The organism is Streptomyces sp. NPDC052114, assembly GCF_040680155.1.
In the GTDB taxonomy this organism is placed as follows: Bacteria; Actinomycetota; Actinomycetes; order Streptomycetales; family Streptomycetaceae; genus Streptomyces.
In genome coordinates, this window is the sequence record NZ_JBFAWC010000001.1 from 330,063 (window position 1) to 354,356 (window position 24,294).

Sequence of the window (24,294 nt, forward strand, 5' to 3'; positions counted from 1 at the left end):
TCTAGATTCGGTTCATGGCCCACACGAAGCGCGAGATCGAGCGGAAGTACGAGGTCGGGGCGGACCGGGCGCTGCCCGATCTGTCCGGCGTCGCCGGGGTCGCGGACGTGGTCGACAAGGGCGTCGTCGAACTGGACGCCGTCTACTGGGACACCCCCGACCAGCGCCTCGCCGCCGCCTCGATCACCCTGCGCCGGCGCACGGGCGGCGACGACGCGGGCTGGCACCTCAAACTCCCGGTGTCCCTCGCCGAGGGCGTGCGCGACGAGGTCCAGGCGCCGCTCTCGGCCACCGTGCCGCGCGCGCTGGCCGGGCTCGTGCGCTCCCGGGTCCGCGAGGCCGAACTCGTCCCGCTCGTCCGGCTGTTGTCCGCCCGCGACCTGCGCCACCTCGTCGACGCCGACGGCCGGCTGCTCGCCGAGGTCAGCGTCGACGGCGTCCGCGCCGAGCGGCTCACCCGGGGCGGCGGCACCGCCGCGTGGTCCGAGGCCGAGGTGGAGCTGGCGGACGACGGCGACCCGGCGCTCCTCGACAAGGTCGAGAAGAAGCTGAGGAAGGCGGGCGCGCGGCGCTCCGCCTCCCCGTCGAAGCTGGCCAGGGCGCTGGCGGAGACCGAGCCGAAGGCGGCCAAGGGGCGCAAGGGAGAGAAGGCCGCACCCGAGGGCGCGACCAGCAGGGGCAAGAAGGCCGGCAAGCGCGAGGCCGTGGCGGAGGCCGTGCGCGACGCCGTCGGGGAGGGACCGGGCACCGCGGGCGACCACGTCCTCGCGTACCTGCGCGCCCAGCGCGACGCGATCGTCTCGCTCGACCCCGCCGTCCGCCGCGACCTGCCCGACTCCGTGCACCAGATGCGCGTCGCCACCCGCCGGATGCGCAGCGCCTTCCGTACGTACAGGAAGGTCCTCGACCGCACGGTCACCGATCCCGTCGGCGAGGAACTCAAGTGGCTGGCGGGCGAGCTGGGCGTCGACCGCGACCAGGAAGTGCTCACCGAGCGGTTCACCGGCCGGATCTCCGCCCTGCCGAGAACCCTGCTGCTCGGCCCGGTGCGCGGACGGCTGCGCATCTGGACCGTCGCCCGCCGCGCGGGATCGCGCCGCCGCACGGTCGCCGTGCTCGACGGCAAGCGCTACCTCGCGCTCCTGGACACCGTCGACGCGCTGCTCGCCGCGCCCCCGCTGCTCCCCGCCGCCTCCGCGCCGGCCGCCGAGGCCCTGCCCAAGGCGATCCTCAAGGACTACGACCGCCTCGCCACCCGCGTCGAGCACGCCCTGGAGCTGCCCGCGGGGCAGGACCGCGACCTGGCCATGCACGACGCCCGCAAGGCCGCCAAGCGCGCCCGGTACGCGGGCGAGGCGGCCACCCCCGCGCTCGGCGGGTCCGCCGGGCGCTTCGCGAAGCGGATGAAGGCCGTGCAGACCGTGCTCGGCGAGCACCAGGACAGCGTGGTCGCCCGCGAGGCGCTGCGGGCCCTGGCGGTCCAGGCGCACCTGGCGGGGGAGTCGGCCTTCACCTGGGGCCTGCTGTACGGCCAGGAGGAAGCGGTCGCGGCCGACCAGGAACGGGAGCTGCCCGCGGTGTGGGCCAAGGCGTCGGCGGGGAAACTGCGGGCGGCGCTGGGCGCCTGAATGCCGGGGTACGCTTGATGGTCACCCCTGCCGGCTCATGAAGGTTCGCGATGTCTGTCGAATCGGTCTTCCCACAGCTCGAAGCTCTGCTCCCGCATGTGCAGAAGCCAATCCAGTACGTCGGCGGTGAGCTGAACTCCACCGTCAAGCCGTGGGAGTCGTGCGACGTCCGCTGGGCGCTCATGTACCCGGACGCGTACGAGGTGGGGCTGCCCAACCAGGGCGTCATGATCCTCTACGAGGTCCTCAACGAGCGCGAGGGCGTCCTCGCCGAGCGCACGTACAGCGTGTGGCCCGACCTGGAGGCCCTGATGCGCGAGCACCAGGTCCCGCAGTTCACGGTGGACAGCCACCGCCCGGTGAAGGCCTTCGACGTCTTCGGGCTCAGCTTCTCCACCGAGCTCGGCTACACCAACATGCTCGCCGCCCTCGACCTCGCGGGGATCCCCCTGGAGGCCAAGGACCGCGGCCTGGACGACCCGATCGTGCTCGCCGGCGGCCACGCGGCCTTCAACCCCGAGCCGATCGCCGACTTCATCGACGCCGCGATCATCGGCGACGGCGAGCAGGCCGTGCTCGACATGACCGAGATCATCCGCCAGTGGAAGGCCGAGGGCCGTCCCGGCGGACGCGAGGAGGTCCTCTTCCGCCTCGCGCGCACCGGCAGCGTGTACATCCCGGCGTTCTACGACGTGGAGTACCTCCCGGACGGCCGCATCGGCCGCGTCGTGCCCAACAGGTCGGGCGTGCCGTGGCGCGTGTCCAAGCACACCGTCATGGACCTCGACGAGTGGCCCTACCCCAAGCAGCCCCTCGTCCCGCTCGCCGAGACCGTCCACGAGCGCATGTCCGTGGAGATCTTCCGCGGCTGCACCCGCGGCTGCCGTTTCTGCCAGGCCGGCATGATCACGCGCCCCGTGCGGGAGCGAAGCATCACCGGCATCGGCGAGATGGTGGACAAGGGCCTCAAGGCGACCGGCTTCGAGGAGGTCGGCCTGCTCTCGCTGTCGAGCGCGGACCACTCCGAGATCGGCGAGGTCGCCAAGGGCCTCGCGGACCGGTACGAGGAGGACAAGATCGGCCTGTCCCTCCCGTCGACCCGCGTGGACGCCTTCAACGTCGACCTGGCCAACGAGCTCACGCGCAACGGCCGCCGCTCCGGCCTCACCTTCGCCCCCGAGGGCGGCAGTGAGCGCATGCGCAAGGTCATCAACAAGATGGTCTCGGAAGAGGACCTCATCCGCACCGTCGCGACCGCGTACGGCAACGGCTGGCGTCAGGTGAAGCTGTACTTCATGTGCGGCCTGCCCACCGAGACCGACGACGACGTCCTGCAGATCGCCGACATGGCGATGAACGTGATCCAGAAGGGCCGCGAGGTCTCCGGGTCCAACGACATCCGCTGCACCGTCTCCATCGGCGGCTTCGTGCCCAAGCCGCACACGCCGTTCCAGTGGGCCCCGCAGCTCTCCTCCGAGGAGACCGACGCCCGCCTGGAGAAGCTCCGCGACAAGATCCGCGGCGACAAGAAGTACGGCCGCTCGATCGGCTTCCGCTACCACGACGGCAAGCCCGGCATCGTCGAGGGCCTGCTCTCGCGCGGCGACCGCCGCATCGGCGCCGTCATCCGCGCCGTCTACGACGACGGCGGCCGCTTCGACGGCTGGCGCGAGCACTTCTCGTACGACCGCTGGATGCAGTGCGCCGACAAGACGCTGCCCGGGATGGGCGTCGACGTCGACTGGTACACCACGCGCGAGCGCACCTACGAAGAGGTCCTGCCCTGGGACCACCTGGACTCCGGCCTCGACAAGGACTGGCTCTGGGAGGACTGGCAGGACTCGCTCGACGAGACCGAGGTCGAGGACTGCCGCTGGACCCCGTGCTTCGACTGCGGTGTCTGCCCCCAGATGGACACGCACATCCAGATCGGCCCGACCGGCAAGAAGCTGCTGCCGCTCACGGTCGTGAAGTGACGGGGACCGTTCGCATCCGAACCGGCACGGCACGCGTCTAGCACGACATGGACCTGGAAAAACGGCCTCGGCCCGAGCAGCCCCGGCAGCAGCCACAGCCGCTGCCCGATCCGCGGGGCGCCGGGCTGCCGCAGCCGCGGCCGCAGCAGGCCGAGGGCTGTCTCGCCGTCGCGATCCGCCTTCCCGTGCGGATCGTCGTGCTCGTCCTCGTCGTGCCGGTGCGCCTGGTGTGGGACGCGCTCGCCGTGTGCGGGCGCTTCCTGTACCTCAGGGCGCTGCGGCCCGTCGGCCGCGCCCTCGGCGCCGCGCTGACCTGGCTCCTCAAGGCCGTCTTCGTCTGGCCGTGGGTGGGTCTGTGGCGGTACGTGGCCGTGCCGGTCGGCAAGGGCCTCGCCTGGCTGGGGTACACGCTGCTCGTGGTGCCCGCCCTGTGGCTGTACGAAGGGGTCCTGACGCCGCTCGGCCACGGCATCGCCTGGCTGGTGCGCACCCTCGTCGTGACCCCGGCGACCTGGCTCTACGCACGGGTGCTCACCCCGATCGGCCACGGCATCGCCTGGCTCGCGCAGGCGATCGGCAGCGGCGCCAAGGCCGCGGGACGGGGCATCGGCGCCGCCCTGGTGTGGCTGTTCAAGGCGCTCTTCGTCTGGCCGTGGGTCGCCCTGTGGCGTTACGTGGTCGTGCCGGTGGGCCTCGCGCTCGCCTGGCTCGCGAACGTGCTGGTCGTGGTGCCCGCGGTGTGGCTGTACCGGTATGTGCTCACGCCCGTCGGGCACGGCATCGCCTGGCTGGCGGGCGGCACCTGGACCGTCGTCACCACGCTCTGCCGCTGGATCTTCGTCGTGCCCGTCGTCGCCCTGTGGCGGTGGGTGCTCGCGCCCGTCGGCCGGGCCGTCGCCGTCGTCGCCCGCGAGATCGGCGACGCGCTCGGGCACGCCTGGCGCGTCGCCGGACACATCTCCCTGGCCGTGGGCCGCTTCCTCGGCAGACTCCTTCGGTGGATCTTCGTCGAGCCGGTGCGCTGGGCGTACCGCACGATCCTCACCCCCGTCGGGCACGTGGTCCGCGACGCCGTGTGGCGCCCCGCCGCCAAGGTGGTCAAGGACGCCGGACGCGCGACCCGGCAGGCCCTCGCGGCGGCCCGCGAGAGCGTGCGCCAGGCCCGGGCCGACGTACGCCGCATGCTGTTCGGGGCGCCGAAGGAGCCGCTCCCGGTGGCCGCGGTGCCCGGGGAGCCGGTGCCCGTACCGGTGGCCCGGCGGGAACGGGACACGCCGGAGCCGCGTAACCTAGAGAAGAATCCCGGGAGTGCAGTTCCCCCGCACGCGCGGGGGTGACCCCGGACCGCACACAAGGAGAAGTTCCACTGGGCAAGCGACAGCCCGAAGGCCCGCCGCCCGCACCCGCGGTGCAGCGCATCCGACTGCGCTACACCAAGCGCGGCCGCCTCCGGTTCACCAGCCACCGTGACTTCCAGCGCGCCTTCGAGCGTGCGCTGCGCCGCGCCGAGGTGCCCATGGCGTACTCGGCGGGGTTCACACCGCACCCCAAGGTGTCGTACGCCAACGCCGCACCCACCGGCACGGGCAGTGAGGCCGAGTACCTGGAGATCGCGCTCACCGCACCGCGCGACCCGGAGAAGCTCCGTGTGCTCCTCGACGAGTCGATGCCCGCCGGGCTCGACATCGTCGACGCCGTCGAGTCCCGCACGTCCGGGCTCGCCGACCGGCTGACCGCCTCCGTCTGGGAGCTGCGCCTGGACGGCGTGGAGAGCGCCGACGCGGCCCGTGCCGCCGAGCTGTTCACCGCCGCCGAGCGGGTCGAGGTGCAGCGCCGCACCAAGAACGGCATCCGTACCTTCGACGCCCGCGAGGCCGTCGTGAGCCTCACGACGATCGCCGACGGCGAACCGACCACGCACGACGCTGATAGGCCGACCGACAAGCCCTGTGCGATACTGCGGCTGGTTGTTCGGCACGTGACACCTGCCGTACGACCTGACGACGTCCTGTCCGGTCTCCGAGCTGTGGCCGACCTGGCGCCGCCGGTCCCCGCAGCGGTGACCAGGCTGGCGCAGGGGCTTTTCGATGAAGAGACCGGCACGGTGACCGACCCGCTCGCGCCCGACCGCGAGGCAGTCACGGCCGCTCCACCCACGGCCGCCGTCTCTGCCGCCGCGAAGGCGCCGGCGCCGGAAGGCCCCCGTTAGGGACGTACGTCACCGCGCCGCCCTCGTACTCGGGAGCCACCTGGGTCGGGCAGCGCACTGACCGAGACTTTCGCCAGGCCGTCCGCACATGGGCGTACGGAACCGGCGAGACAAGACATAGAGAGCTCCCGTGCGGCGCCCGCGCCCCGGATGGCGGCCACGCGCATGCAGCGCCGGCCGCGGACATCACCGGACCAGGCGCGGCGCCCGGGAGCGTGACGGGAGAACCGCCCGCATGCTTGAGCCGAACGAACCCGCTGAGGGATCGCAGAACAACACCCCCAGCGACACCCTGCCGCCGCGCCGTCGGCGCCGTGCGGCGTCGCGTCCCGCGGGACCGCCCGCCGGCACCGCGGACGCCGCGGCCCCGGCCATACCGGCCACCCCCGCCGACGAGAACCCCGAGGTCGAGGAGACCGAGGAGACCGCGGACGCGGTCGAGACCCCCGTGGTCGCCGAGCCCGAGCCCGAGGCGGCCCCGGCTCCGCGCCGCCGCCGTGCCACCCGCCGCGCCTCCGCGCCGGCCGGTGCGCCGCAGACCGCCGAGGTGACGGAGCCCGCCGCCCAGGCGCCCGCGCCCGTCGAGGAGAAGGCCGCGGAGCCCGCCGAGGAGGCCGCCCCCGCGCCGCGCACGCGCCGCCGTGCGACCCGCCGCGCCTCCGCGCCCGCCGGTGCGCCGCAGGCCGCCGAGGAGACCGCCGCCCCCGTGGCCGCGGCCCCCGCCGAGGCCGAGCCCGAGGCACAGCCGGAGCCGGTCGCCGAGGAGGCCGCGCCGCGCCGCACGCGCCGCCGCGCCACCCGCAGCGTCTCCGCGCCCGCCTCCGGCGAGACGAAGACCGGGACGAAGACCGAGGAGAAGGCGGCGGAGGCCGAGGAGAAGGCCGCCGAGAAGCCCGCCGCCAAGGCCGAGAAGGCCCCGGCGAAGGCCGCCGGGAAGCCTGCCGTCGACGAGGCCCTCGCGGCCGACGCGGAGTCCGCGGACGACGACGCCCCCCGTGGCCGTACGCGCCGCCGCGCCACCCGCAAGACCGCCGCCGCCGGCTTCTCCGCGCCGTCCGCGCAGAAGGCCCGCAAGGCCCGGGGCGACGACGCCGACGAGGACGGCCGCAAGCCCGGCCGTCCGGCCGTCGCCGTCTTCCAGGCGCCCGTGTTCGCCGAGCCGATGTTCCAGACCCCGGAGCGCGCCGCCGCCGCGGCCGCCGCCGAGGCCGCGGAGGAGGAGGCCGCCGAGCAGCCCGCCCCCGCCGTGGCGGAGGAGGAGCCCGCCCCGCGCCGGCGCCGCCGCCGTCGCGCCGCCGACGAGCAGCCCGCCGCCGAGGAGCGCGAGAGCGCCACGGCCGAGACCGCCGACGAGGCCGAGCCGGCCGAGGACGCCGCCGAGCAGGCCGAGTCCGACGACGACACGGAGGACTCCGGCGAGCGCCAGGGCCGTCGTCGCCGTCGCGGTGGCCGCCGCCGTCGCCGCGGTGACGCCGCCGAGCAGGACGCGGAGCAGGGCGAGGCCACGGCCGAGTCCGACGACACCGCCGCCGAGCAGTCCGACGAGGACGGCGCGGAGGCCGAGCAGGAGACCGAGGAGTCGGAGGAGTCGGCCTCGGAGTCCGGTTCCGGCTCCAGCAGCAGCCGTCGGCGCCGTCGGCGCCGTCGCCGCGCCGGTGACTCCGGCGAGGGCGAGCCGGGCGACGGCGACCCCGAGCGCACGGTCGTCAAGGTCCGTGAGCCGCGCAAGAAGGACGAGCGCGAGTCCGGCGCCGACGAGGTCCAGTCCATCAAGGGCTCGACCCGCCTGGAGGCCAAGAAGCAGCGCCGCCGCGAGGGCCGCGAGCAGGGCCGCCGCCGCGTGCCGATCATCACCGAGGCCGAGTTCCTTGCGCGCCGCGAGGCCGTCGAGCGCGTGATGGTCGTCCGCCAGAACGGCGAGCGCACCCAGATCGGCGTCCTCGAGGACAACGTGCTCGTCGAGCACTACGTCAACAAGGAGCAGGCCACCTCGTACGTCGGCAACGTCTACCTGGGCAAGGTCCAGAACGTGCTGCCGTCGATGGAGGCCGCGTTCATCGACATCGGCAAGGGCCGCAACGCCGTCCTGTACGCCGGTGAGGTCAACTTCGAGGCGCTCGGCATGGCCAACGGGCCGCGCCGCATCGAGTCCGCCCTGAAGTCCGGCCAGTCGGTCCTCGTGCAGGTCACCAAGGACCCGATCGGCCACAAGGGCGCCCGCCTGACCAGCCAGGTCTCGCTGCCCGGCCGCTACCTGGTCTACGTGCCCGAGGGCTCGATGACCGGCATCAGCCGCAAGCTGCCCGACACCGAGCGCGCGCGTCTGAAGACCATCCTCAAGAAGATCGTCCCCGAGGACGCGGGCGTCATCGTGCGCACCGCCGCCGAGGGCGCGAGCGAGGACGAGCTGCGCCGTGACGTAGAGCGTCTGCAGGCGCAGTGGGAGGACATCCAGAAGAAGGCGAAGGCGACCTCGACGAGCTCGCCGAGCCTGCTCTACGGCGAGCCGGACATGACCGTCCGCGTCGTCCGCGACATCTTCAACGAGGACTTCTCCAAGGTCATCGTCAGCGGCGACGACGCGTGGCAGACCATCCACGGCTACGTCTCGCACGTCGCGCCCGACCTGGCGGACCGCCTGTCGAAGTGGACGTCCGAGGTCGACGTCTTCGCGACGTACCGGATCGACGAGCAGCTCGCCAAGGCCCTGGACCGCAAGGTCTGGCTGCCCAGCGGCGGCTCGCTGGTGATCGACAAGACCGAGGCGATGATCGTCGTCGACGTCAACACCGGCAAGTTCACCGGTCAGGGCGGCAACCTCGAAGAGACCGTCACCAGGAACAACCTGGAGGCGGCCGAGGAGATCGTGCGCCAGCTGCGGCTGCGCGACCTCGGTGGCATCGTCGTCATCGACTTCATCGACATGGTCCTGGAGTCCAACCGGGACCTCGTGCTGCGCCGCCTGCTCGAATGCCTGGGCCGGGACCGCACGAAGCACCAGGTCGCCGAGGTCACCTCGCTGGGCCTGGTCCAGATGACCCGCAAGCGGGTGGGCCAGGGTCTGCTGGAGTCCTTCTCCGAGACCTGCGTCCACTGCAACGGCCGCGGTGTCATCGTGCACATGGAGCAGCCGACGTCCTCCGGTGGCGGCGGCAAGCGCAAGAAGCGTGGGCGCGGCGGCTCGGACCACCAGGACCACGGTCACGAGCACACGCACGACTCGCACGAGACGGAGACGGCGGAGGGCTCGGCACAGACCGAGACCGAGGCCGAGGTCGCCGCTCCGGTGGCGCTGCCCGAGCCCGAGTTCGTCCCGGACGAGGAGCTGTACAGCAGCGCGGCCGAGGCCGAGGCCGCCGCTTCCCGGGGCCGTTCGCGGCGCCGGGCGACCCGTCGCGCATCTGCTCCGGCGGGCGCGCCGAAGGCGGAGTCCGCTCCGGTCGAGGCCCCGAAGGACGAGGCCGCGCAGGCCGACGCCCCCAAGGCGGCCGCGAAGAAGTCGGGCAGGAAGGCCAAGGCCGCCAAGGCCGAGGCGCGGGTCGAGGAGCCGGTCGTCGTCGAGGCCGAGGCCCCGCGCGCGGAGGCGCCGGCCGTCGAGGACCCGGTGGTCGGCACGCCCGAGGCCGTCGAGGCGGCCGCCGCTGCCGAGGCGCCCGCCGAGGACGCCGCGCCGAAGGGACGCACGCGTCGTCGTGCGGTCCGCAAGGCGACGTCGCCCGCCGGTGCGCCGAAGGCCGCGGAGAGCGCCGAGCCCGTGGCTCCGAAGGCCGAGCCGGTCGTGGAGCCCGTGGCGGAGCCGGTGGCCGAGCCCGTGGCCGAGGCGCCCGTCGCCGACGCCGCGCCGGCCCGTCCGCGCCGCCGCGCGGTGCGCAAGGCCACCGCGCCGACCGCGTCCGAGGAGGCGGCCGTCGTGGTCGTCCCGTCGACGGACAAGGCCGACGCGGACAAGCCCGCGGACGCGTCCGCTGACAAGGCCGACGCCGAGGCCCCCGCCGAGGAGGCGGCTCCGGCCAAGAAGACGGCGCGCAAGACCGCCAAGAAGGCGCCGGCCAAGAAGGCCGCCGCCAAGAAGACCGCGGCCAAGAAGACGGCCGCCAAGAAGACGACGGCCAAGAAGGCGTCGAAGGCGACGGCGAAGAAGGCCGCGGCGGCGGAGCAGCCGCCGGCCGGTGTCTCCGCGAGCGCCGCCGGCGAGAGCTGACCGCTCGCTGACGAGGCCTGAGCGCTTCGCACACCCGGTGCCCCTTTGCACGGCGAGAACGCCGAGCGAAGGGGCACCGGTCTGTCCGGGAACCGGCGTTTCGCAGCTCGAAAGCGTGAATCGCGTACCTCCCCGTTGGAGAGCCGGGAGGTACCTGTAAAACTCATGAGATCTGACAAATGAACGGGGGCGTGGGCGCGCGTTGGGGAGACGGTGCGCCCGCGTCGGGGGAGGGATGACAGATGGCGCGTGCGCGCCTGCGGGGCACGGGACGACACCGTGCGGTAACACCGGCCAAGGGCGGACGCCAGGCGGTCGTGCTGGCCACGGTCCTCTCGGCGGCGGGGCTCCAGGCGGCGGGCGCCGCGGGCACCGCCTCGGCGGAGACGGCACCCGCCTGGACGGAGGGGCCGATCTTCAACGATCCGAAGGGCGACACCGACCACCAGTACGCGATACGCACGCGGCTCCTGGAGCTGACCAACGCCGCGGTGCCCGGCTCGACCATCAAGGTCGCGGTCTACCACGTGTGGGAGGCCTCGGTCGTCGACGCGCTCGTGGCGGCCAAGAACCGTGGCGTGCACGTGCAGATCCTGCTCGACGAGACCAGCAGGAGCGACCGCCCGGCGAACACCTCGTACAGCACGCTGAAGACGGCGCTCGGCACCGACAAGAGCAAGCCGTCCTTCGTGACGCTCTGCCCGACGGGGAAGTCCTGTCTGGGCGACCCGAGGTACGGCAAGTCGATCATGCACAACAAGTTCTGGCTGTTCTCGGAGGTCGAGGGCGCGAAGGACGTCGTCGTGCAGACCACGTCGAACTCCACGCCGTCGGCGCACACGAAGTTCTTCAACGACGCGCTGCTGCTGCCGGACAACCCCGCGATGTACGACGCGTACGCGGAGTACTTCACGGACATGCTCGGCAAGCGCTGGGCGGACTGGGACTACCGCACGGTCAGCAGCGGCCGCTACAAGTCCTACTTCTTCCCGCGCAACGGCACGGTCAACGAGACCGACACCATGTACTCCGTCCTGAACAACGTGAAGTGCACGTACAAGGACGCGGCCGGCGTGACCCAGCACACCAAGGTGCGCGCCGCCATCTTCAAGATCACGCGCAAGCAGATCGCCGACAAGTTCGTCGCGCTGAAGAAGGCCGGCTGCTCGGTGAGCATCCTGTACGCGGAGACGGACAGCGCCAAGAGCCAGAACGGCACCCCGGGCACCTGGGAGCAGCTCCACAAGACGGGCGGCCCGTCCATGCGCTGCTACAACGACGACCGGGACCCGCTGCACCCCGGCTCCCGGCTGACGACGCCCTACATCATCCACTCGAAGTACGTGCTCATCGACGGCATGTACGACGGCAAGCGGAACAAGCTCTCCTTCACCGGCTCGCAGAACTACACGGCGCCCGCGCTGCGCGAGAACGACGAGGCGATCGTGAAGGTCGACGACGACTCGGTGCACGACACGTACCGCGCGCACTTCGACCGCACGCGGGCCGTGGCCTGGCCGGGCAGCGCGGACAAGACCGACCTGTGCAAGGGCGTCAAGCCGCTGCCGCCGGACGGCGAGAACCCGGTCACGTGAGCGGGGGTGCGGGGCCGGTTTGACCCTCCGGGGACGGCCCCGTAACCTTGACCGTCGGCGTGTTCCTATGCACGTCCGCCCCTCGTAAACCTTTTTCCTCCCGTGGCCTGCGCCATGAGAGAGGCCGCTCGCTTCTTGCGGCGGCTGGACTGCGGGGGACCCGTTCCGAGCGAGAGAGAGATCCGCGTGTACGCCATCGTGCGCAGCGGTGGTCGCCAGCACAAGGTTGCTGTCGACGACATCGTTGAGGTTGACAAGATTTCCACCGCCAAGGTTGGCGACACGGTCGAGCTCTCGACCCTGCTCGTTGTCGACGGCGAGTCCGTGACCAGCGACCCGTGGGTGCTGGCCGGTATCAAGGTCACGGCCGAGGTCGTGGACCACCACAAGGGCGCGAAGATCGACATCCTTCGCTACAAGAACAAGACCGGCTACCGCCGTCGTCAGGGTCACCGTCAGCAGTACACGGCGATCAAGATCACCGGTATCCCCACGGCTGCGAAGTAAGGGACTGAGACAAGATGGCACACAAGAAGGGCGCATCGTCCACTCGGAACGGTCGCGATTCCAATGCTCAGCGGCTCGGCGTGAAGCGCTTCGGCGGTCAGGTCGTCAACGCCGGTGAGATCCTGGTCCGCCAGCGCGGCACCCACTTCCACCCGGGCTCGGGCGTCGGTCGCGGCAAGGACGACACCCTGTTCGCGCTGGACGCCGGTGCGGTGGAGTTCGGTACCCACCGCGGCCGCAAGGTCGTGAACATCGTTCCGGTCGCCTGAGTCCGTCTTCACTGACTGACTAGGCGCTCGTCGAGCGAGTTCTGCGAGGGCGGACCTCTCTTCCCGGTATTTCGGGAAGCGGGTCCGCCTTTCGCGTGTTCTAGATGGACACAGACGCAGTAGAAATTTCCGTACGTTTCTGGAGGCACCCCACCATGACCACCTTCGTGGACCGCGTCGAACTGCACGTCGCCGCGGGTAACGGAGGCCACGGCTGTGCCTCCGTCCACCGTGAGAAGTTCAAGCCGCTCGGCGGCCCGGACGGCGGGAACGGCGGCCGTGGCGGCGATGTGATCCTGGTCGTCGACCAGGACGTCACGACGCTCCTCGACTACCACCACAGCCCGCACCGCAAGGCCACCAACGGCCAGCCCGGCGCCGGTGACAACCGCTCCGGCAAGGACGGCCAGGACCTGGTCCTGCCCGTCCCCGACGGCACGGTCGTCCTCGACAAGCAGGGCAATGTGCTCGCCGACCTGGTCGGCCAGGGCACCACCTTCGTCGCGGGCCAGGGCGGCCGCGGCGGCCTCGGCAACGCGGCCCTCGCCTCCGCCCGGCGCAAGGCCCCCGGCTTCGCGCTGCTCGGCGTGCCCGGCGAGGAGCGGGACGTCGTCCTGGAGCTCAAGACCGTCGCCGACGTCGCCCTGGTGGGCTACCCGAGCGCGGGCAAGTCCTCGCTGATCTCCGTGCTGAGCGCGGCGAAGCCGAAGATCGCGGACTACCCGTTCACGACGCTCGTCCCCAACCTGGGCGTGGTGACGGCCGGTTCGACCGTCTACACCGTCGCCGACGTGCCGGGCCTCATCCCCGGTGCCAGCCAGGGCCGCGGCCTCGGCCTCGAATTCCTGCGCCACGTCGAGCGGTGCAGCGTGCTCGTGCACGTCCTCGACACGGCGACCCTGGAGTCCGACCGCGACCCCGCCTCCGACCTCGAGGTCATCGAGGAGGAGCTGCGGCTGTACGGCGCCGGCCTGGAGAACCGTCCGCGCATCGTCGTCCTGAACAAGATCGACGTACCGGACGGGCAGGACCTCGCCGATCTGGTCCGGCCCGACCTGGAGGAGCGCGGCTACCGCGTCTTCGAGGTGTCGGCCGTCGCGCACAAGGGCCTCAAGGAGCTGTCCTTCGCCCTCGCCGAGCTGGTCGGCCAGGCGCGTGCCGCGAAGCCGAAGGAGGAGGCGACCCGCATCGTCATCCGGCCCAAGGCCGTGGACGACAGCGGCTTCACCGTCCGCCGCGAGGAGGTCGCCGGCGAGCCGCTGTTCCGCGTGCGCGGCGAGAAGCCCGAGCGCTGGGTGCGGCAGACCGACTTCAACAACGACGAGGCCGTCGGCTATCTCGCGGACCGTCTCAGCCGCCTCGGCGTCGAGGACGAGCTGATGAAGGCGGGCGCGAAGGCGGGCGACGGCGTGGCCATCGGCCCCGAGGAGAACGCGGTCGTCTTCGACTGGGAGCCGACGATGATGGCGGGCGCGGAGATGCTCGGCCGCCGTGGCGAGGACCACCGCCTGGAGGCCCCCCGTCCGGCCGCGCAGCGCCGCAAGGACCGCCAGGCGGAGCGGGACGAGGCACAGCAGGAGTACGACGACTTCGAGCCGTTCTAGTCGGTCTGGTCGGTCCAGTCGGTCGCCCGCTGTGCCGGGCGCCCGGCACAGCGGCGTCGAGCACGCGCAGGACCTCATAGGGGAAGGGCCCCGGAGCGGAAGCTCCGGGGCCCTTCTCGTGCGTGCGAGGTGCCTACGCGGTGACCGAGTCCTCCGCGCCGTTCGACTCCGTCGCGTCCTGGGCCGCTTCCTCCGCGGCCTCCTCGGCGATCCGCTGGCCCGGGATGTCCGCGTCGACGCGGGAGGCCATCCGGGCGCGGCGGGCGTCCGCCTGGGCGCACAGGTCCAGGGCCGCGGCGTTGAAGCGGGCCAGGGAAGGCGGGTCCGAGGGGCCCAGGAGGTGCTCCTTGAGCTCCGCGCGGGCCTCGCCGTGGGAGTCCAGCTCCGGGGCGCGCACGGCCTTCAGGAGGCCCGCCACGCCGTCCGCCTCGGGCGCGAGGATCGTCGCCGCGGACGCCGTCGGGAAGCTCGCGCGGAACTCCGCCTCGGACATGCCGGCCGTGTTGGCGACGGCGTACGGCTTCTCGCTGGTCAGCCAGTCCGAGACGACCGAGGAGACGTCGCTGATCAGCAGGTCGGCCTGGTTGAAGCAGGAGAAGATCGCCGGGCGCGAGGACGTGATGATCTGGTGCTCCCACTCGGGGAAGGAGCCCCAGAACGCGGTCTCCCACGCGGCCGTCGCCTCGGCCACCGCGGCCTGCGCGTCGCCGTCCGGGGCGCCCTGGAGCATCATCCGCTCCTGCTCGTCCGCGCTCTTGCGGAACTTCCGGGCGGTCAGCTGGTCAAGGACCGCGGCGCGGCGCTCCAGCTCGGCGGCGGCGTCGGGGCCGGGGCGCGCGCCGGAGCGCTTGGTGTTGGCCGCGAGGATCATCGCCTTGATGCGCTCGTTGGCCGCGCCCGCCTGCGGGTTCTGCGAGCCGGTCATCGGGTGCGGCTTGTAGAGGAGGCGCACGGCCGGGTCGGCGAGCAGCTCACGGACGATGTTCTCGCCGGCGAGGACCACCGAGGTGTTGCCGGGGTTGCCGTCCCAGCCCTCCCAGGTGGGGGCGTACAGCACGGTCGTGTACGCCCCGGTGGGCGCGCCGGTGTAGGGGCGGATCGGGGACAGCTGTGGGCGGCCGACCTCGACGACGTCCTTGTCGTCCACGCCGATGTCCGCGAGCTGGTAGCGGTCGCGGGCCGCGGGGCCCGCCACCCACACCTCGTCGTAGGCCTTCGCGTAGGGGTTGCAGGAGGAGAGCTTGTCGCTCTCGCCGTGGTTGATGAAGGCGTGCTTGATCGTCGGGATGCGCAGGACCTGCGAGGTCTTCGCGGCGTTCGCCGGGTGCAGCATCATCTTCAGCGTCGACGTCTCCAGGGAGAACATCGTCGCGACCTTCGGGAAGCAGATGATCGGCACGTCCGTCGCGTCGATCTTCTGCACCATGAACCGCTCACGCAGCACGATCAGCGGCTTGCCGTCCAGCGCGGAGAGCGTGGAGAGCCACATGTTGGCCTGGTACGCGGAGGTGGTGCCGCCGGAGAAGTACATGGCGACGGTCGGCTGGTACTCGGCCAGCCACTGGTCGAGCCACTCCATGACCTTCTCGTCGTTCTTCGCCCGCTTCTTCGGCAGGAGCCACGTGGCGAGGTACAGCGCGCCGGCGCCGATCAGCGTGAGGGAGACGGCGAGCCCGATGCCGCCCCAGTACGCGTCGGTGGTCGCCGCGGTGACCAGCAGGCCGACCGTCGTCGGCACCGAGAAGGTCAGCAGGCGGTGGGCCTGGCGGCGCGACAGGATCCGCGGGGGAGCGGCCGTCAGGTGCAGCTTCGAGGTGTCGATGTTGCGCGTGACGATCGGCAGCGAGCGGGTGCGGCGCACCAGCACCGCGACGGCCTGGCAGCCGAAGTGCAGCATGTAGAAGGCGAGCAGCGCGATGGTCAGCGGCGACTGCTCGGCCAGCGGCTCGATGCCGTCGATGCGCAGCAGGCCGACCAGGATGAGCATGTCGCGCAGGAGCTGGCGGACCGTGACGTCGAAGCGGATCTTGCCAAGGAGGGAGAGGAGGCCCGGCTGCTTGTACTGCAGATAGATGTCGAGCGCGAGATTCGCGGCGGCCGCGGCGATGAACACCGGGACGTAGGGAATCAGCGCGGTCACGAGCTGGGTCGTGAAGAGCGCGAACATCGCGAACAGTGCTGACAGCTGCACGAGGCGACGTGGGGCGAGTCCGGCGGAGGGCACGGGCTTGGGCTCCTGGCGGGGAAGAAGTGGGAATGGGGGGAAGTCGACCACTGACCGTATGACGCGCGGTGGCTCCCTAGCAATCTTCCGTGACATCAATCACCGGATAAAGGGGCAAAGAAGACTGAACCTCGACGGCGATTTTTGCCTCTGACTGGATTGTGCCCGCTGCGCGCCCGGCGGCGCCGGAGCCGGTCCGCCCCTCGGAATGGGCAGGCGCCGGGCCCGCGCGCTCACGTAGATTGCAGGTCCGGAGCGGCGGGTTCATCACCCGGGACCAGTTGGGGAAGAGCGTGGCAGCGGCAAGGCAGTCAGTGGCAGAGGCGCAGCGGGTCGTCGTCAAGGTCGGGTCCTCATCTCTGACCACCGCATCGGGGGGCCTGGACGCGGACCGCGTTGACGCCCTCGTCGACGTACTGGCCAAGAGCCGCAGCGGCGGCGAGCGCGAGATCGTCCTCGTCTCCTCCGGTGCCATCGCCGCGGGGCTCGCCCCGCTCGGCCTGGTGCGGCGCCCCAAGGACCTCGCCCGCCAGCAGGCCGCCGCCAGCGTCGGCCAGGGCCTGCTCGTGGCGCGCTACACCGCCTCCTTCGCGCGGTACGGCGTACGCGTGGGACAGGTGCTCCTCACCTCCGACGACATGGCCCGCAGGGCCCACCACCGCAACGCCTCGCGCACCCTCGACCAGCTCCTCGCGATGGGCGCGCTGCCCGTCGTCAACGAGAACGACACCGTGGCCACCGACGAGATCCGCTTCGGCGACAACGACCGGCTGGCCGCCCTCGTCGCGCACCTCGTCCACGCCGACCTCCTGGTCCTCCTCTCCGACGTGGACGGCCTCTACGACGGCGACCCGGCCAAGCCGGGCACCTCCCGGATCTCCGAGGTCACCGGCCCCGACGACATAGCGCATGTGCAGATCGGCAGCGCCGGCAAGGCGGGGGTGGGCACCGGCGGCATGGTCACCAAGGTCGAGGCCGCGCGGATCGCCGCGGCCGCCGGCATCCCGGTCGTCCTGACCTCCGCGAGCCAGGCGGGCGACGCCCTCGCGGGCCGCGCCACCGGCACGTACTTCCACCGCACGGGCCGCCGCTCCGCCGACCGCCTCCTGTGGCTGCAGCACGCCTCCGAGCCGCAGGGCGCGCTCACCCTCGACGACGGGGCGGTGCGCGCGGTCGTCGAGGGGCGCAAGTCGCTGCTGCCCGCGGGCATCGCCGCGGTCGAGGGCGAGTTCTCCGCGGGCGACCCGGTCGAGCTGCGGGACGCCGCGGGGCGGGCGGTCGCGCGGGGGCTGGTCAACTTCGACGCGAAGGAGATCCCGATGCTCATCGGCCGCTCCACGCGCGACCTGGCGCGGGAACTCGGACCTGCGTACGAGCGCGAGGTCGTGCACCGCGACGATCTCGTCCTGCTGCACGGATAGGCCGCCCGCCTCCCCGGCGAAGCCGCAGGTCGCGTCGGACCACCCGCCCCACCGGCCCCGGCCGAAAACCGCCGCGAACGGCCCCGGCCGACCGGCCCGTGCGAGGTGAAACTCCCCAAAACCGCCCCGCGGGACCGCTTGGCCTGCTCAACTTTGTTGAAGACAGTTGCGCACGACCGTTGCGTATCCGCACCACCATTGCGTAAAGGAGGCCGTCGTGAGACGAGTGCGCCCAGGGCCGGCGTCCCGCGGTTCGGCCGAGCGTGCGCTGACGAGCATCGCGGCGGGGGCGGCCTACGAGAGCGACTCCCACACCGCGCACGAGGGCGATGCGCGCGAGAGCGGGGAGGGGGAGACCGTGGACGCGCCCCGCCTGTGGCACGTCACGCTGAGCGTCTCCGGCGCCGAGGCCCCGCTGAAGGAGGTCAGGCGAGGCCTCGAACAGCTCGCCCATGACCACCCCTTTCTGCTGACCAGCAGATACGCGCCGGACCACGCCGAGATCCGCTACTGGGAAGAGGCCCGCGACCTGCACGACGCGGCCGCCGTCGCGCTGCGGCTGTGGGGCGAGCACCGGCAGACCGCCCAGCTCCCGCCGTGGGAGATCGTGGGACTCGAAGTGATCGACCGCGACACGTATCACCAGCGCATCGCCGAGGGGTACGGCCCGCTTCCGGCCACCCCCGTCGGCGTCCACCCGTTCTGAGCCGCCGCCCCGGAACCTCCGGGGCGGCGGAGCCCCGGAGGCCGAGCCCCGGGGACAGGAGTCCCGGAGGCCGGAGTCTCGGGGACTGGAATACCGGGTGGACGCCGCGCGCGCGGGGATTACCCTGCGGGCATGACGTCGCTCTCTCCCGTCTCGCCGTACGACAACCTCTCGCCGGTCGCCCAGGCCGCCTACCGCGCCCGCGGCGCCGCCGCCACGCTCGCGCCACTGCCGCGCGCCGCCAAGGACGACGCGCTGCTCGCGATCGCCGACGCGCTCGAGGTGCGGACCGCCGAGATCGTCGAGGCCAACGCCAAGGACACCGCGCGCGCCCGCGAGGCCGGGACCAGCGAGTCGATCGTCGACCGGCTCACCCTCACCCCCGAGCGGGTCCGCGCCATCGCCGCCGACGTGCGCGACGTGGCCGCCCTGCCCGACCCGGTCGGCGAGGTCGTCCGCGGCTCCACGCTGCCCAACGGCATCGACCTGCGCCAGGTCCGCGTCCCGCTCGGTGTCGTCGGGATCATCTACGAGGCCCGTCCGAACGTCACCGTGGACGCGGCCGCCCTCTGCCTGAAGTCCGGCAACGCCGTCCTCCTGCGCGGCTCGTCGTCGGCGTACGCCTCCAACACCGCGCTCGTGCGCGTCCTGCGCGACGCGGTGCACGGCGCCGGGCTCCCCGCCGACGCCGTGCAGCTCGTCCCCGGCGAGAACCGCGACTCCGTACGGGAGCTGATGCGCGCCCGCGGCCTCGTCGACGTGCTCATCCCGCGCGGCGGCGCCTCGCTGATCAGGACCGTCGTCGAGGAGTCCACGGTCCCGGTCATCGAGACCGGCACGGGCAACTGCCACGTGTACGTGGACGCCGAGGCCGACCTCGACATGGCCGTCGACATCCTGATCAACTCCAAGGCCCAGCGCCCCAGCGTCTGCAACGCCGCCGAGACGCTGCTCGTGCACAAGGACATCGCCGACGCCTTCCTGCCGCGCGCCCTCGACGCCCTCGCGGAGGCCGGCGTCACCGTCCACGCCGACGAGCGCGTCCTCGCCCACGCCGACGGCACCAAGGCCACCGTCGTGCCCGCGACCACCGAGGACTGGGAGACCGAGTACCTCTCGTACGACATCGCCGCCGCCGTCGTCGACACCCTCGAACAGGCCGTCGAGCACATCCGGCTGTGGACCTCCGGGCACACCGAGGCCATCGTCACCACCTCGCAGCAGGCCGCGCGCCGCTTCACCCAGCTCGTGGACTCCACGACGGTCGCCGTGAACGCCTCGACGCGCTTCACCGACGGCGGTCAGTTCGGCTTCGGCGCCGAGATCGGCATCTCCACGCAGAAGCTGCACGCGCGCGGCCCGATGGGCCTGCCCGAGCTGACCTCGACGAAGTACATCGTGACGGGCGACGGCCACGTGCGCTGAGCCGCCGGGGAAGTTCCGCGTCACTCGGGCCGAATTCCCTTTCTGTCTGCCCAAGTTGCCCCTCCCAGGTCTACTCTGGGAGGGTGCCGGAGGACGTGGGGGGCACGCCGTCGTTCCCTGACGGCTGGGAGCCCGACGACGACCGCGACCGCGGGGGTGCGGACGAAGAGTTCGCCTCCGTGGTCTTCGACGAGGACTTCGTACGCGCCGCGGAAGTGCATGAACCGACCGCGGTGGAGCGGCTGTTGGCCGCCGCCCAGGCGCGCGCCGAGGCCTCCGAGGCCGAGGCCCGCAGGGCCCGCACCCGCGGTCCGGGCCACGACACCCCGGACGACGAGTACTACGAGGACGGCTTCGGCCCCGACGACGGCGCCGAGTTCGGCCGCGACCGGGACTTCGACGACGTCTACGACCCGGACCTCCTCGACGACGGGTACGGCCGCGACCGCCGCCTCGGCCGGGCCCGCTGGCACCGCCCCGTCGCCTGGATGCTCGCCCTCCTGATGGGCATCGGCATGGTCGCCCTGGCCTTCACCGCCGTCTACCGCGGCGCCTCCTCGGGCCGCCAGGACAAGGTGCCCGCGCCCGCCTCGACGGAGGTCGGCCAGAGCCCCGACACGAAGGTGGCGACGAGCCCCTCCGCCTCGGCCGAGTTCGGCCAGCCGGCGGTCCCCGCGGTGCCGCGCACGCCCTGACGCACGCCGCCCTCCCGTTGACCGCGGCCCCGCTCCGCACGGCACCCCGCGCCTGCGCGCGCCCGTGAGGAGTTGTCAGAAGTTGTCGTGTACCAGGGCGTTTACCTGGCGGCCCGGAGACCTACCCTGAAGGTATGGGCGGGCCAGGAGATCCACCTGCGGGGACACCCGAGGGCACTCCCAACGGTGGCGAGGACGAGTACCGATCCGTCGTCTTCGACGAGTCGTTCGTACGGGCTGCGCGACTCCAGGAGTTCTCCGCGCAGGAGCGCATGGTCGACCACGCGCGCGCCGTGCGCCGCCGCCCCGCCCTCCACCGCTCCCTGTCCCGGCAGGCGGTGATCCTCGTCGTCCTGATCGCGGTGGCCTTCGGCACCGCGATCTACATGGGCGTACGCCACCCGTACCAGACCCCGGCCGCCAAGCGTCCCGAGCCGCTGCGGATGACGGTGATACCGCTCGCCCCGCAGGGCCGCGTGCCCGGCTCGAAGAGCGTCGACGACCTCTACGAACACAGCCCCGCCGCGCAGTTCCCGGTGGGCGCCGGAGGCATCAACCTCCCCGCCGCGCGCCGCACTTCGCACTTCTCGGACAGCCAGGTGATGGCCGCGCTGACCACCGCCAAGGACTACCTCGTCGAGTCCTCGCTCGACCCGGACGTGCTCACCGGCGGCTCGGCGCGCTCCGTGCGGATCCTGCTCGACCCGGAGCAGCTCGACCAGTTCGACCGGAGCTTCGCGCACCCCGTGGCCGACGGGCGGCACGCGGCCACCGGCTGGCTGGTGCGGTTCGACCCGACGCGCACCGCGCTCGCCGACAAGCACGTCAGGACCCAGGGCACGCTGCGGGCCGTCGAGACGGACAAGAACACGCTCGAGGTGACCTCGGACCATACGTTCGTGTACGCGCTGCGGCCGGTGGGTGCCGGTGAGGCCGGCGGCGACACCGCCAAGGGCGCCGGCGCGGACGGTGTCAAGGCGTCCCTGTTCACCGTCCGGCGCGAGCTGCACTTCCGCTTCGACCGCGACGACCTGCGGATGCACCAGGCCGAGCTGCTCGTCTCCGCCACGCAGGCGGGCCCCCTCGCCTGCGCGAGCGACGCGACGAGCCATCTGCGGCCGCTGCTCGCCGGGCAGCGGGCCAAGGGCGGCGGCCCGGCCGGCACCGACCCGTACGCGACGGGGGACGCGACGGCGCTGTGCGGCTCGCTGGCGGAGTCGGCCCAGCCTTCGCTGTCGCCTTCCTGATTCCTGAGGACTACTTGTCGTCGTCGGAGGGGCTGCCGGTGCCCTGGCCGCCCTGTCCGCTCTGACCGCCCTGGCCTGCCTGTCCGCTCTGGCCCGTGAACTTTCCGCGGAGCTTGCCGCCCAGGTCGCCCGCGCCGCCCGCGATGTCGCTGACCAGCTTCATCAGCGGGTCCTTGCTGTTGCGTACGTTGTCGGCGTACGAGGAGGCCGACTGGCGGAAGGAGTCGGAGACCGAGGTGTCCTTGTCCTCGTCGCGGCGCGGGTAGTGGCCGTCCATGATCCGCTGGTAGTCGCGGGACTCGGCCCACTTCTTCAGCTCGGCGGCGCGCACGGTGGTGAAGGGGTGCGAGCGCGGCAGCACGTTCAGGATCTTCAGTACGGAGTCGCGCAGGTCGCCCCCGGCCTCGTACTCCTCGGCCTGCTCAAGGAACGCGTCCACGTTCATCTCGTGCAGGTGGTTGCCGCCCGCGATCTTCATCAGGCCGCGCATGGAGGCCTGGAGGTCCTGGCCGACCAGCAGGCCCGCCCGGTCCGCCGACAGCTCGGACTTGCGGAACCACTCGCGCAGCGCCGTCACGATCGCCATGATCGCGACATTGCCGAGCGGGATCCACGCGACCTTCAGGGCGAGGTTCGTGAGGAAGAGCAGGATCGTGCGGTAGACGGAGTGGCCGGAGAGGGCGTGCCCGACCTCGTGGCCGACGACCGCCCGCATCTCCTCCTCGTCCAGCAGCTCGACCAGGCCCGTCGTCACGACGATGATCGGCTCGTCCAGGCCGATGCACATCGCGTTCGGCACCGGGTCCTGGTTGACGTACATCGGCGGGACCTTCTCCAGGTCCAGGATGTAACAGGCGTCCCGCAGCATGGTGTTGAGGTGCGCGAACTGCGCGTCGGACACGCGGACCGAGTCCGAGAGGAACAGGAGCCTCAGGCTCCGCTCGGGCAGCAGGCCGCTGAGGGCCTTGAAGACCGTGTCGAACCCGCTGAGCTTGCGCAGGGCCACCAGGGCCGAGCGGTCCGCCGGGTGTTCGTACGCCCGCGACGAGATGCCGGGGAAGCGCCTGCGCTGCCGGCTCGGCACGTGCTCGTGGCCGGTGCCGTCCCCGCCGCCGTGCTGGTTGTCGTCGGTCATGCCGCATCCCCCATGTCTCGTCCTCCTCTGCCCCCGAGGTGGGGCCCAGCCTAGGCGGAGATACCGTGACAGGGCAGCGCACAGAAGGAGTCTTCCGTCATGGAGCACAATCCTGGGGCCGACTGGCTCACGGAGGCGGCCAAGGCCGCGGAGCAGCAGGGACCCGGCAATCTGCTGCGGATCGTCCTGATCGTCATGGTCTTCGGATGCGTACTGGTGGGCTGGTTCCTGCTGCGCGGCTACCGGCAGGGGAACGAGGCGGACCGCTTGTCCGAGGACCGGAAGTCGGAGGACCGGAAGTCCGGGGACGAGAAGTCCGGGGACCGCTCGTCGGATGACCGGATGTCGGATGACCGGATGTCTGAGGACCGGATGTCTGAGGACCACGTGTCTGAGGACCGCACGTCTGAGGACCGCACGTCCGAGGAGCAGGCGTCCGAGGAGCGGACGTCCGACAAGGGCGCGGACAGCCGCAACAGCTGAGTCGGCGTGAGCCGGAGCGAGGCCCCCGCTTACGATGGGCCGGAAGTCTTTATGTCCATCCCACCCCCGGATAGGTCCTGCCTGAGATGAGCCTCCACAGCACTGCCGCCCAGCTGGTCACTCTCGCCTCCGAGGGCGGCGAGCACGGCGGCAACCACGAAAGCCTCAGCCCCCTCCTCACCGGCGGCGGCGCGTTCGTCGTCCTCATGCTGCTCCTGTGGATCACCACGCGCTTCAACCGGGACCGCTGACGGGACCACTGAGTGGCCGTCCCTGAACGGGACCGCTGAAACAGGGCTCGTCCGCCGGGCCGGTAGGGTCTGCACGCATGGGAGAGCAGGACATGCCTACCGGTCCGGGGACCGGTCCGGTGAGCAACGGCAAGCGCCGCCTGGGCGTCATGGGCGGAACGTTTGATCCGATCCACCACGGACACCTCGTGGCGGCCAGCGAGGTCGCCGCGCAATTCCACCTCGACGAGGTGGTGTTCGTGCCGACCGGCCAGCCGTGGCAGAAGAGCGACAAGCAGGTGTCACCCGCCGAGGACCGCTATCTGATGACGGTCATCGCGACCGCCGAGAACCCGCAGTTCTCGGTGAGCCGCATCGACATCGACCGCGGCGGAGCGACGTACACCACGGACACGCTGCGCGATCTGCGCGCCCTCAACCCCGACACGGACCTCTTCTTCATCACGGGCGCCGACGCCCTCGGCCAGATCCTGACCTGGCGGGACACGGAAGAGCTGTTCTCCCTCGCGCACTTCATCGGGGTCACCCGGCCCGGCCACACGCTGGCCGACCCCGGACTGCCCAAGGGCGGTGTCTCCCTGGTGGAGGTGCCGGCCCTGGCGATCTCGTCCACGGACTGCCGCGCGCGGGTCGCCAAGGGGGACCCGGTCTGGTATCTGGTGCCGGACGGTGTGGTGCGTTATATCGACAAGCGCGAGCTGTACCGCGGCGAATGAGC

General features: G+C 72.0%; 19 protein-coding genes. 17 read left to right on the plus strand and 2 right to left on the minus strand.

The window, feature by feature from the left end:
• Positions 1-14: 14 nt before the first annotated feature.
• The 9 genes from AB0L89_RS01325 (at position 15) to obgE (ending at position 13,989) form a co-directional block, all read left to right on the plus strand.
• Positions 15-1,628, plus strand: coding sequence for a CYTH and CHAD domain-containing protein (locus AB0L89_RS01325; protein ID WP_365132381.1), 1,614 nt, complete (start codon positions 15-17; stop codon positions 1,626-1,628).
• A gap of 50 nt (positions 1,629-1,678) precedes the next feature.
• A complete protein-coding gene (locus AB0L89_RS01330; protein ID WP_365132384.1) occupies positions 1,679-3,604 on the plus strand; it encodes a TIGR03960 family B12-binding radical SAM protein in 1,926 nt (641 codons plus the stop codon).
• 47 nt (positions 3,605-3,651) lie between these two features.
• Complete coding sequence (locus AB0L89_RS01335; RefSeq protein ID WP_365132387.1) at positions 3,652-4,941, plus strand: hypothetical protein; 1,290 nt, start codon at positions 3,652-3,654, stop codon at positions 4,939-4,941.
• A 71-nt stretch (positions 4,942-5,012) separates the two neighbouring features.
• Positions 5,013-5,813 carry a TIGR03936 family radical SAM-associated protein gene (locus AB0L89_RS01340; RefSeq protein WP_365132390.1) on the plus strand — a complete coding sequence of 267 codons (801 nt, stop codon included), beginning with the start codon at positions 5,013-5,015 and terminating at the stop codon, positions 5,811-5,813.
• A 235-nt stretch (positions 5,814-6,048) separates the two neighbouring features.
• Positions 6,049-10,014, plus strand: coding sequence for an Rne/Rng family ribonuclease (locus AB0L89_RS01345; RefSeq protein WP_365132393.1), 3,966 nt, complete (start codon positions 6,049-6,051; stop codon positions 10,012-10,014).
• Positions 10,015-10,256: 242 nt separating this feature from the next.
• Positions 10,257-11,609, plus strand: a complete 1,353-nt coding sequence (locus tag AB0L89_RS01350; RefSeq protein WP_365132396.1) for a phospholipase D-like domain-containing protein — start codon at positions 10,257-10,259, stop codon at positions 11,607-11,609.
• Between the two features lie 186 nt (positions 11,610-11,795).
• Positions 11,796-12,116: a 50S ribosomal protein L21 gene (gene rplU / locus AB0L89_RS01355; protein ID WP_362339609.1), complete on the plus strand. Its 321-nt coding sequence runs from the start codon at positions 11,796-11,798 to the stop codon at positions 12,114-12,116.
• 14 nt (positions 12,117-12,130) lie between these two features.
• Positions 12,131-12,385 (plus strand): 50S ribosomal protein L27, encoded by a 255-nt coding sequence (gene rpmA / locus AB0L89_RS01360; protein WP_010986870.1) that lies wholly within the window; start codon positions 12,131-12,133, stop codon positions 12,383-12,385.
• 155 nt (positions 12,386-12,540) lie between these two features.
• Positions 12,541-13,989, plus strand: coding sequence for a GTPase ObgE (gene obgE, locus AB0L89_RS01365; protein WP_365132400.1), 1,449 nt, complete (start codon positions 12,541-12,543; stop codon positions 13,987-13,989).
• Between the two features lie 133 nt (positions 13,990-14,122).
• On the opposite strand, the gene AB0L89_RS01370 is transcribed toward obgE, so the two are convergent.
• The gene (locus AB0L89_RS01370) at positions 14,123-16,213 is read right to left on the minus strand and encodes a hypothetical protein (RefSeq protein WP_365132403.1); all 2,091 of its coding nucleotides are present in this window, start codon (positions 16,211-16,213) and stop codon (positions 14,123-14,125) included.
• Between the two features lie 314 nt (positions 16,214-16,527).
• Between AB0L89_RS01370 and proB the strand changes: the two genes are divergently transcribed.
• From proB to AB0L89_RS01395, 5 genes are all read left to right on the plus strand, one after another.
• Positions 16,528-17,634: a glutamate 5-kinase gene (gene proB, locus AB0L89_RS01375; protein WP_365132406.1), complete on the plus strand. Its 1,107-nt coding sequence runs from the start codon at positions 16,528-16,530 to the stop codon at positions 17,632-17,634.
• A gap of 217 nt (positions 17,635-17,851) precedes the next feature.
• Positions 17,852-18,340, plus strand: a complete 489-nt coding sequence (locus tag AB0L89_RS01380) for a hypothetical protein (protein WP_365132409.1) — start codon at positions 17,852-17,854, stop codon at positions 18,338-18,340.
• 132 nt (positions 18,341-18,472) lie between these two features.
• Positions 18,473-19,765, plus strand: a complete 1,293-nt coding sequence (locus AB0L89_RS01385) for a glutamate-5-semialdehyde dehydrogenase (protein ID WP_365132412.1) — start codon at positions 18,473-18,475, stop codon at positions 19,763-19,765.
• 83 nt (positions 19,766-19,848) lie between these two features.
• Complete coding sequence (locus AB0L89_RS01390) at positions 19,849-20,460, plus strand: hypothetical protein (protein ID WP_365132415.1); 612 nt, start codon at positions 19,849-19,851, stop codon at positions 20,458-20,460.
• Positions 20,461-20,594: 134 nt separating this feature from the next.
• On the plus strand, positions 20,595-21,707 hold the full coding sequence (locus AB0L89_RS01395; RefSeq protein ID WP_365132418.1) for a hypothetical protein: 1,113 nt from the start codon (positions 20,595-20,597) through the stop codon (positions 21,705-21,707).
• A gap of 10 nt (positions 21,708-21,717) precedes the next feature.
• Here the strand turns inward: AB0L89_RS01395 and AB0L89_RS01400 are convergent, their stop codons facing one another.
• The gene (locus AB0L89_RS01400; protein WP_365132421.1) at positions 21,718-22,842 is read right to left on the minus strand and encodes a M48 family metallopeptidase; all 1,125 of its coding nucleotides are present in this window, start codon (positions 22,840-22,842) and stop codon (positions 21,718-21,720) included.
• Positions 22,843-22,941: 99 nt separating this feature from the next.
• Here AB0L89_RS01400 and AB0L89_RS01405 point away from each other — a divergent pair, with 99 nt between their 5' ends.
• From AB0L89_RS01405 to nadD, 3 genes are all read left to right on the plus strand, one after another.
• Positions 22,942-23,325 carry a hypothetical protein gene (locus tag AB0L89_RS01405; RefSeq protein ID WP_365134020.1) on the plus strand — a complete coding sequence of 128 codons (384 nt, stop codon included), beginning with the start codon at positions 22,942-22,944 and terminating at the stop codon, positions 23,323-23,325.
• 86 nt (positions 23,326-23,411) lie between these two features.
• Positions 23,412-23,576 carry a hypothetical protein gene (locus AB0L89_RS01410; protein ID WP_365132424.1) on the plus strand — a complete coding sequence of 55 codons (165 nt, stop codon included), beginning with the start codon at positions 23,412-23,414 and terminating at the stop codon, positions 23,574-23,576.
• 77 nt (positions 23,577-23,653) lie between these two features.
• The gene (nadD, locus tag AB0L89_RS01415; protein ID WP_055702806.1) at positions 23,654-24,292 is read left to right on the plus strand and encodes a nicotinate-nucleotide adenylyltransferase; all 639 of its coding nucleotides are present in this window, start codon (positions 23,654-23,656) and stop codon (positions 24,290-24,292) included.
• Positions 24,293-24,294 lie beyond the last annotated feature (2 nt).

Coding starts and splice junctions, on each gene's coding strand:
- AB0L89_RS01385 (WP_365132412.1), top strand. CDS start 18,473: ATGACGTCGCTCTCTCCCGTCTCGCCGTACGACAACCTCTCGCCGGTC.
- AB0L89_RS01400 (WP_365132421.1), bottom strand. CDS start 22,842: ATGACCGACGACAACCAGCACGGCGGCGGGGACGGCACCGGCCACGAG.
- AB0L89_RS01410 (WP_365132424.1), top strand. CDS start 23,412: ATGAGCCTCCACAGCACTGCCGCCCAGCTGGTCACTCTCGCCTCCGAG.
- nadD (WP_055702806.1), top strand. CDS start 23,654: ATGGGAGAGCAGGACATGCCTACCGGTCCGGGGACCGGTCCGGTGAGC.
- AB0L89_RS01335 (WP_365132387.1), top strand. CDS start 3,652: ATGGACCTGGAAAAACGGCCTCGGCCCGAGCAGCCCCGGCAGCAGCCA.
- AB0L89_RS01350 (WP_365132396.1), top strand. CDS start 10,257: ATGGCGCGTGCGCGCCTGCGGGGCACGGGACGACACCGTGCGGTAACA.
- AB0L89_RS01325 (WP_365132381.1), top strand. CDS start 15: ATGGCCCACACGAAGCGCGAGATCGAGCGGAAGTACGAGGTCGGGGCG.
- AB0L89_RS01330 (WP_365132384.1), top strand. CDS start 1,679: ATGTCTGTCGAATCGGTCTTCCCACAGCTCGAAGCTCTGCTCCCGCAT.
- AB0L89_RS01345 (WP_365132393.1), top strand. CDS start 6,049: ATGCTTGAGCCGAACGAACCCGCTGAGGGATCGCAGAACAACACCCCC.
- AB0L89_RS01395 (WP_365132418.1), top strand. CDS start 20,595: ATGGGCGGGCCAGGAGATCCACCTGCGGGGACACCCGAGGGCACTCCC.
- AB0L89_RS01405 (WP_365134020.1), top strand. CDS start 22,942: ATGGAGCACAATCCTGGGGCCGACTGGCTCACGGAGGCGGCCAAGGCC.
- rpmA (WP_010986870.1), top strand. CDS start 12,131: ATGGCACACAAGAAGGGCGCATCGTCCACTCGGAACGGTCGCGATTCC.
- obgE (WP_365132400.1), top strand. CDS start 12,541: ATGACCACCTTCGTGGACCGCGTCGAACTGCACGTCGCCGCGGGTAAC.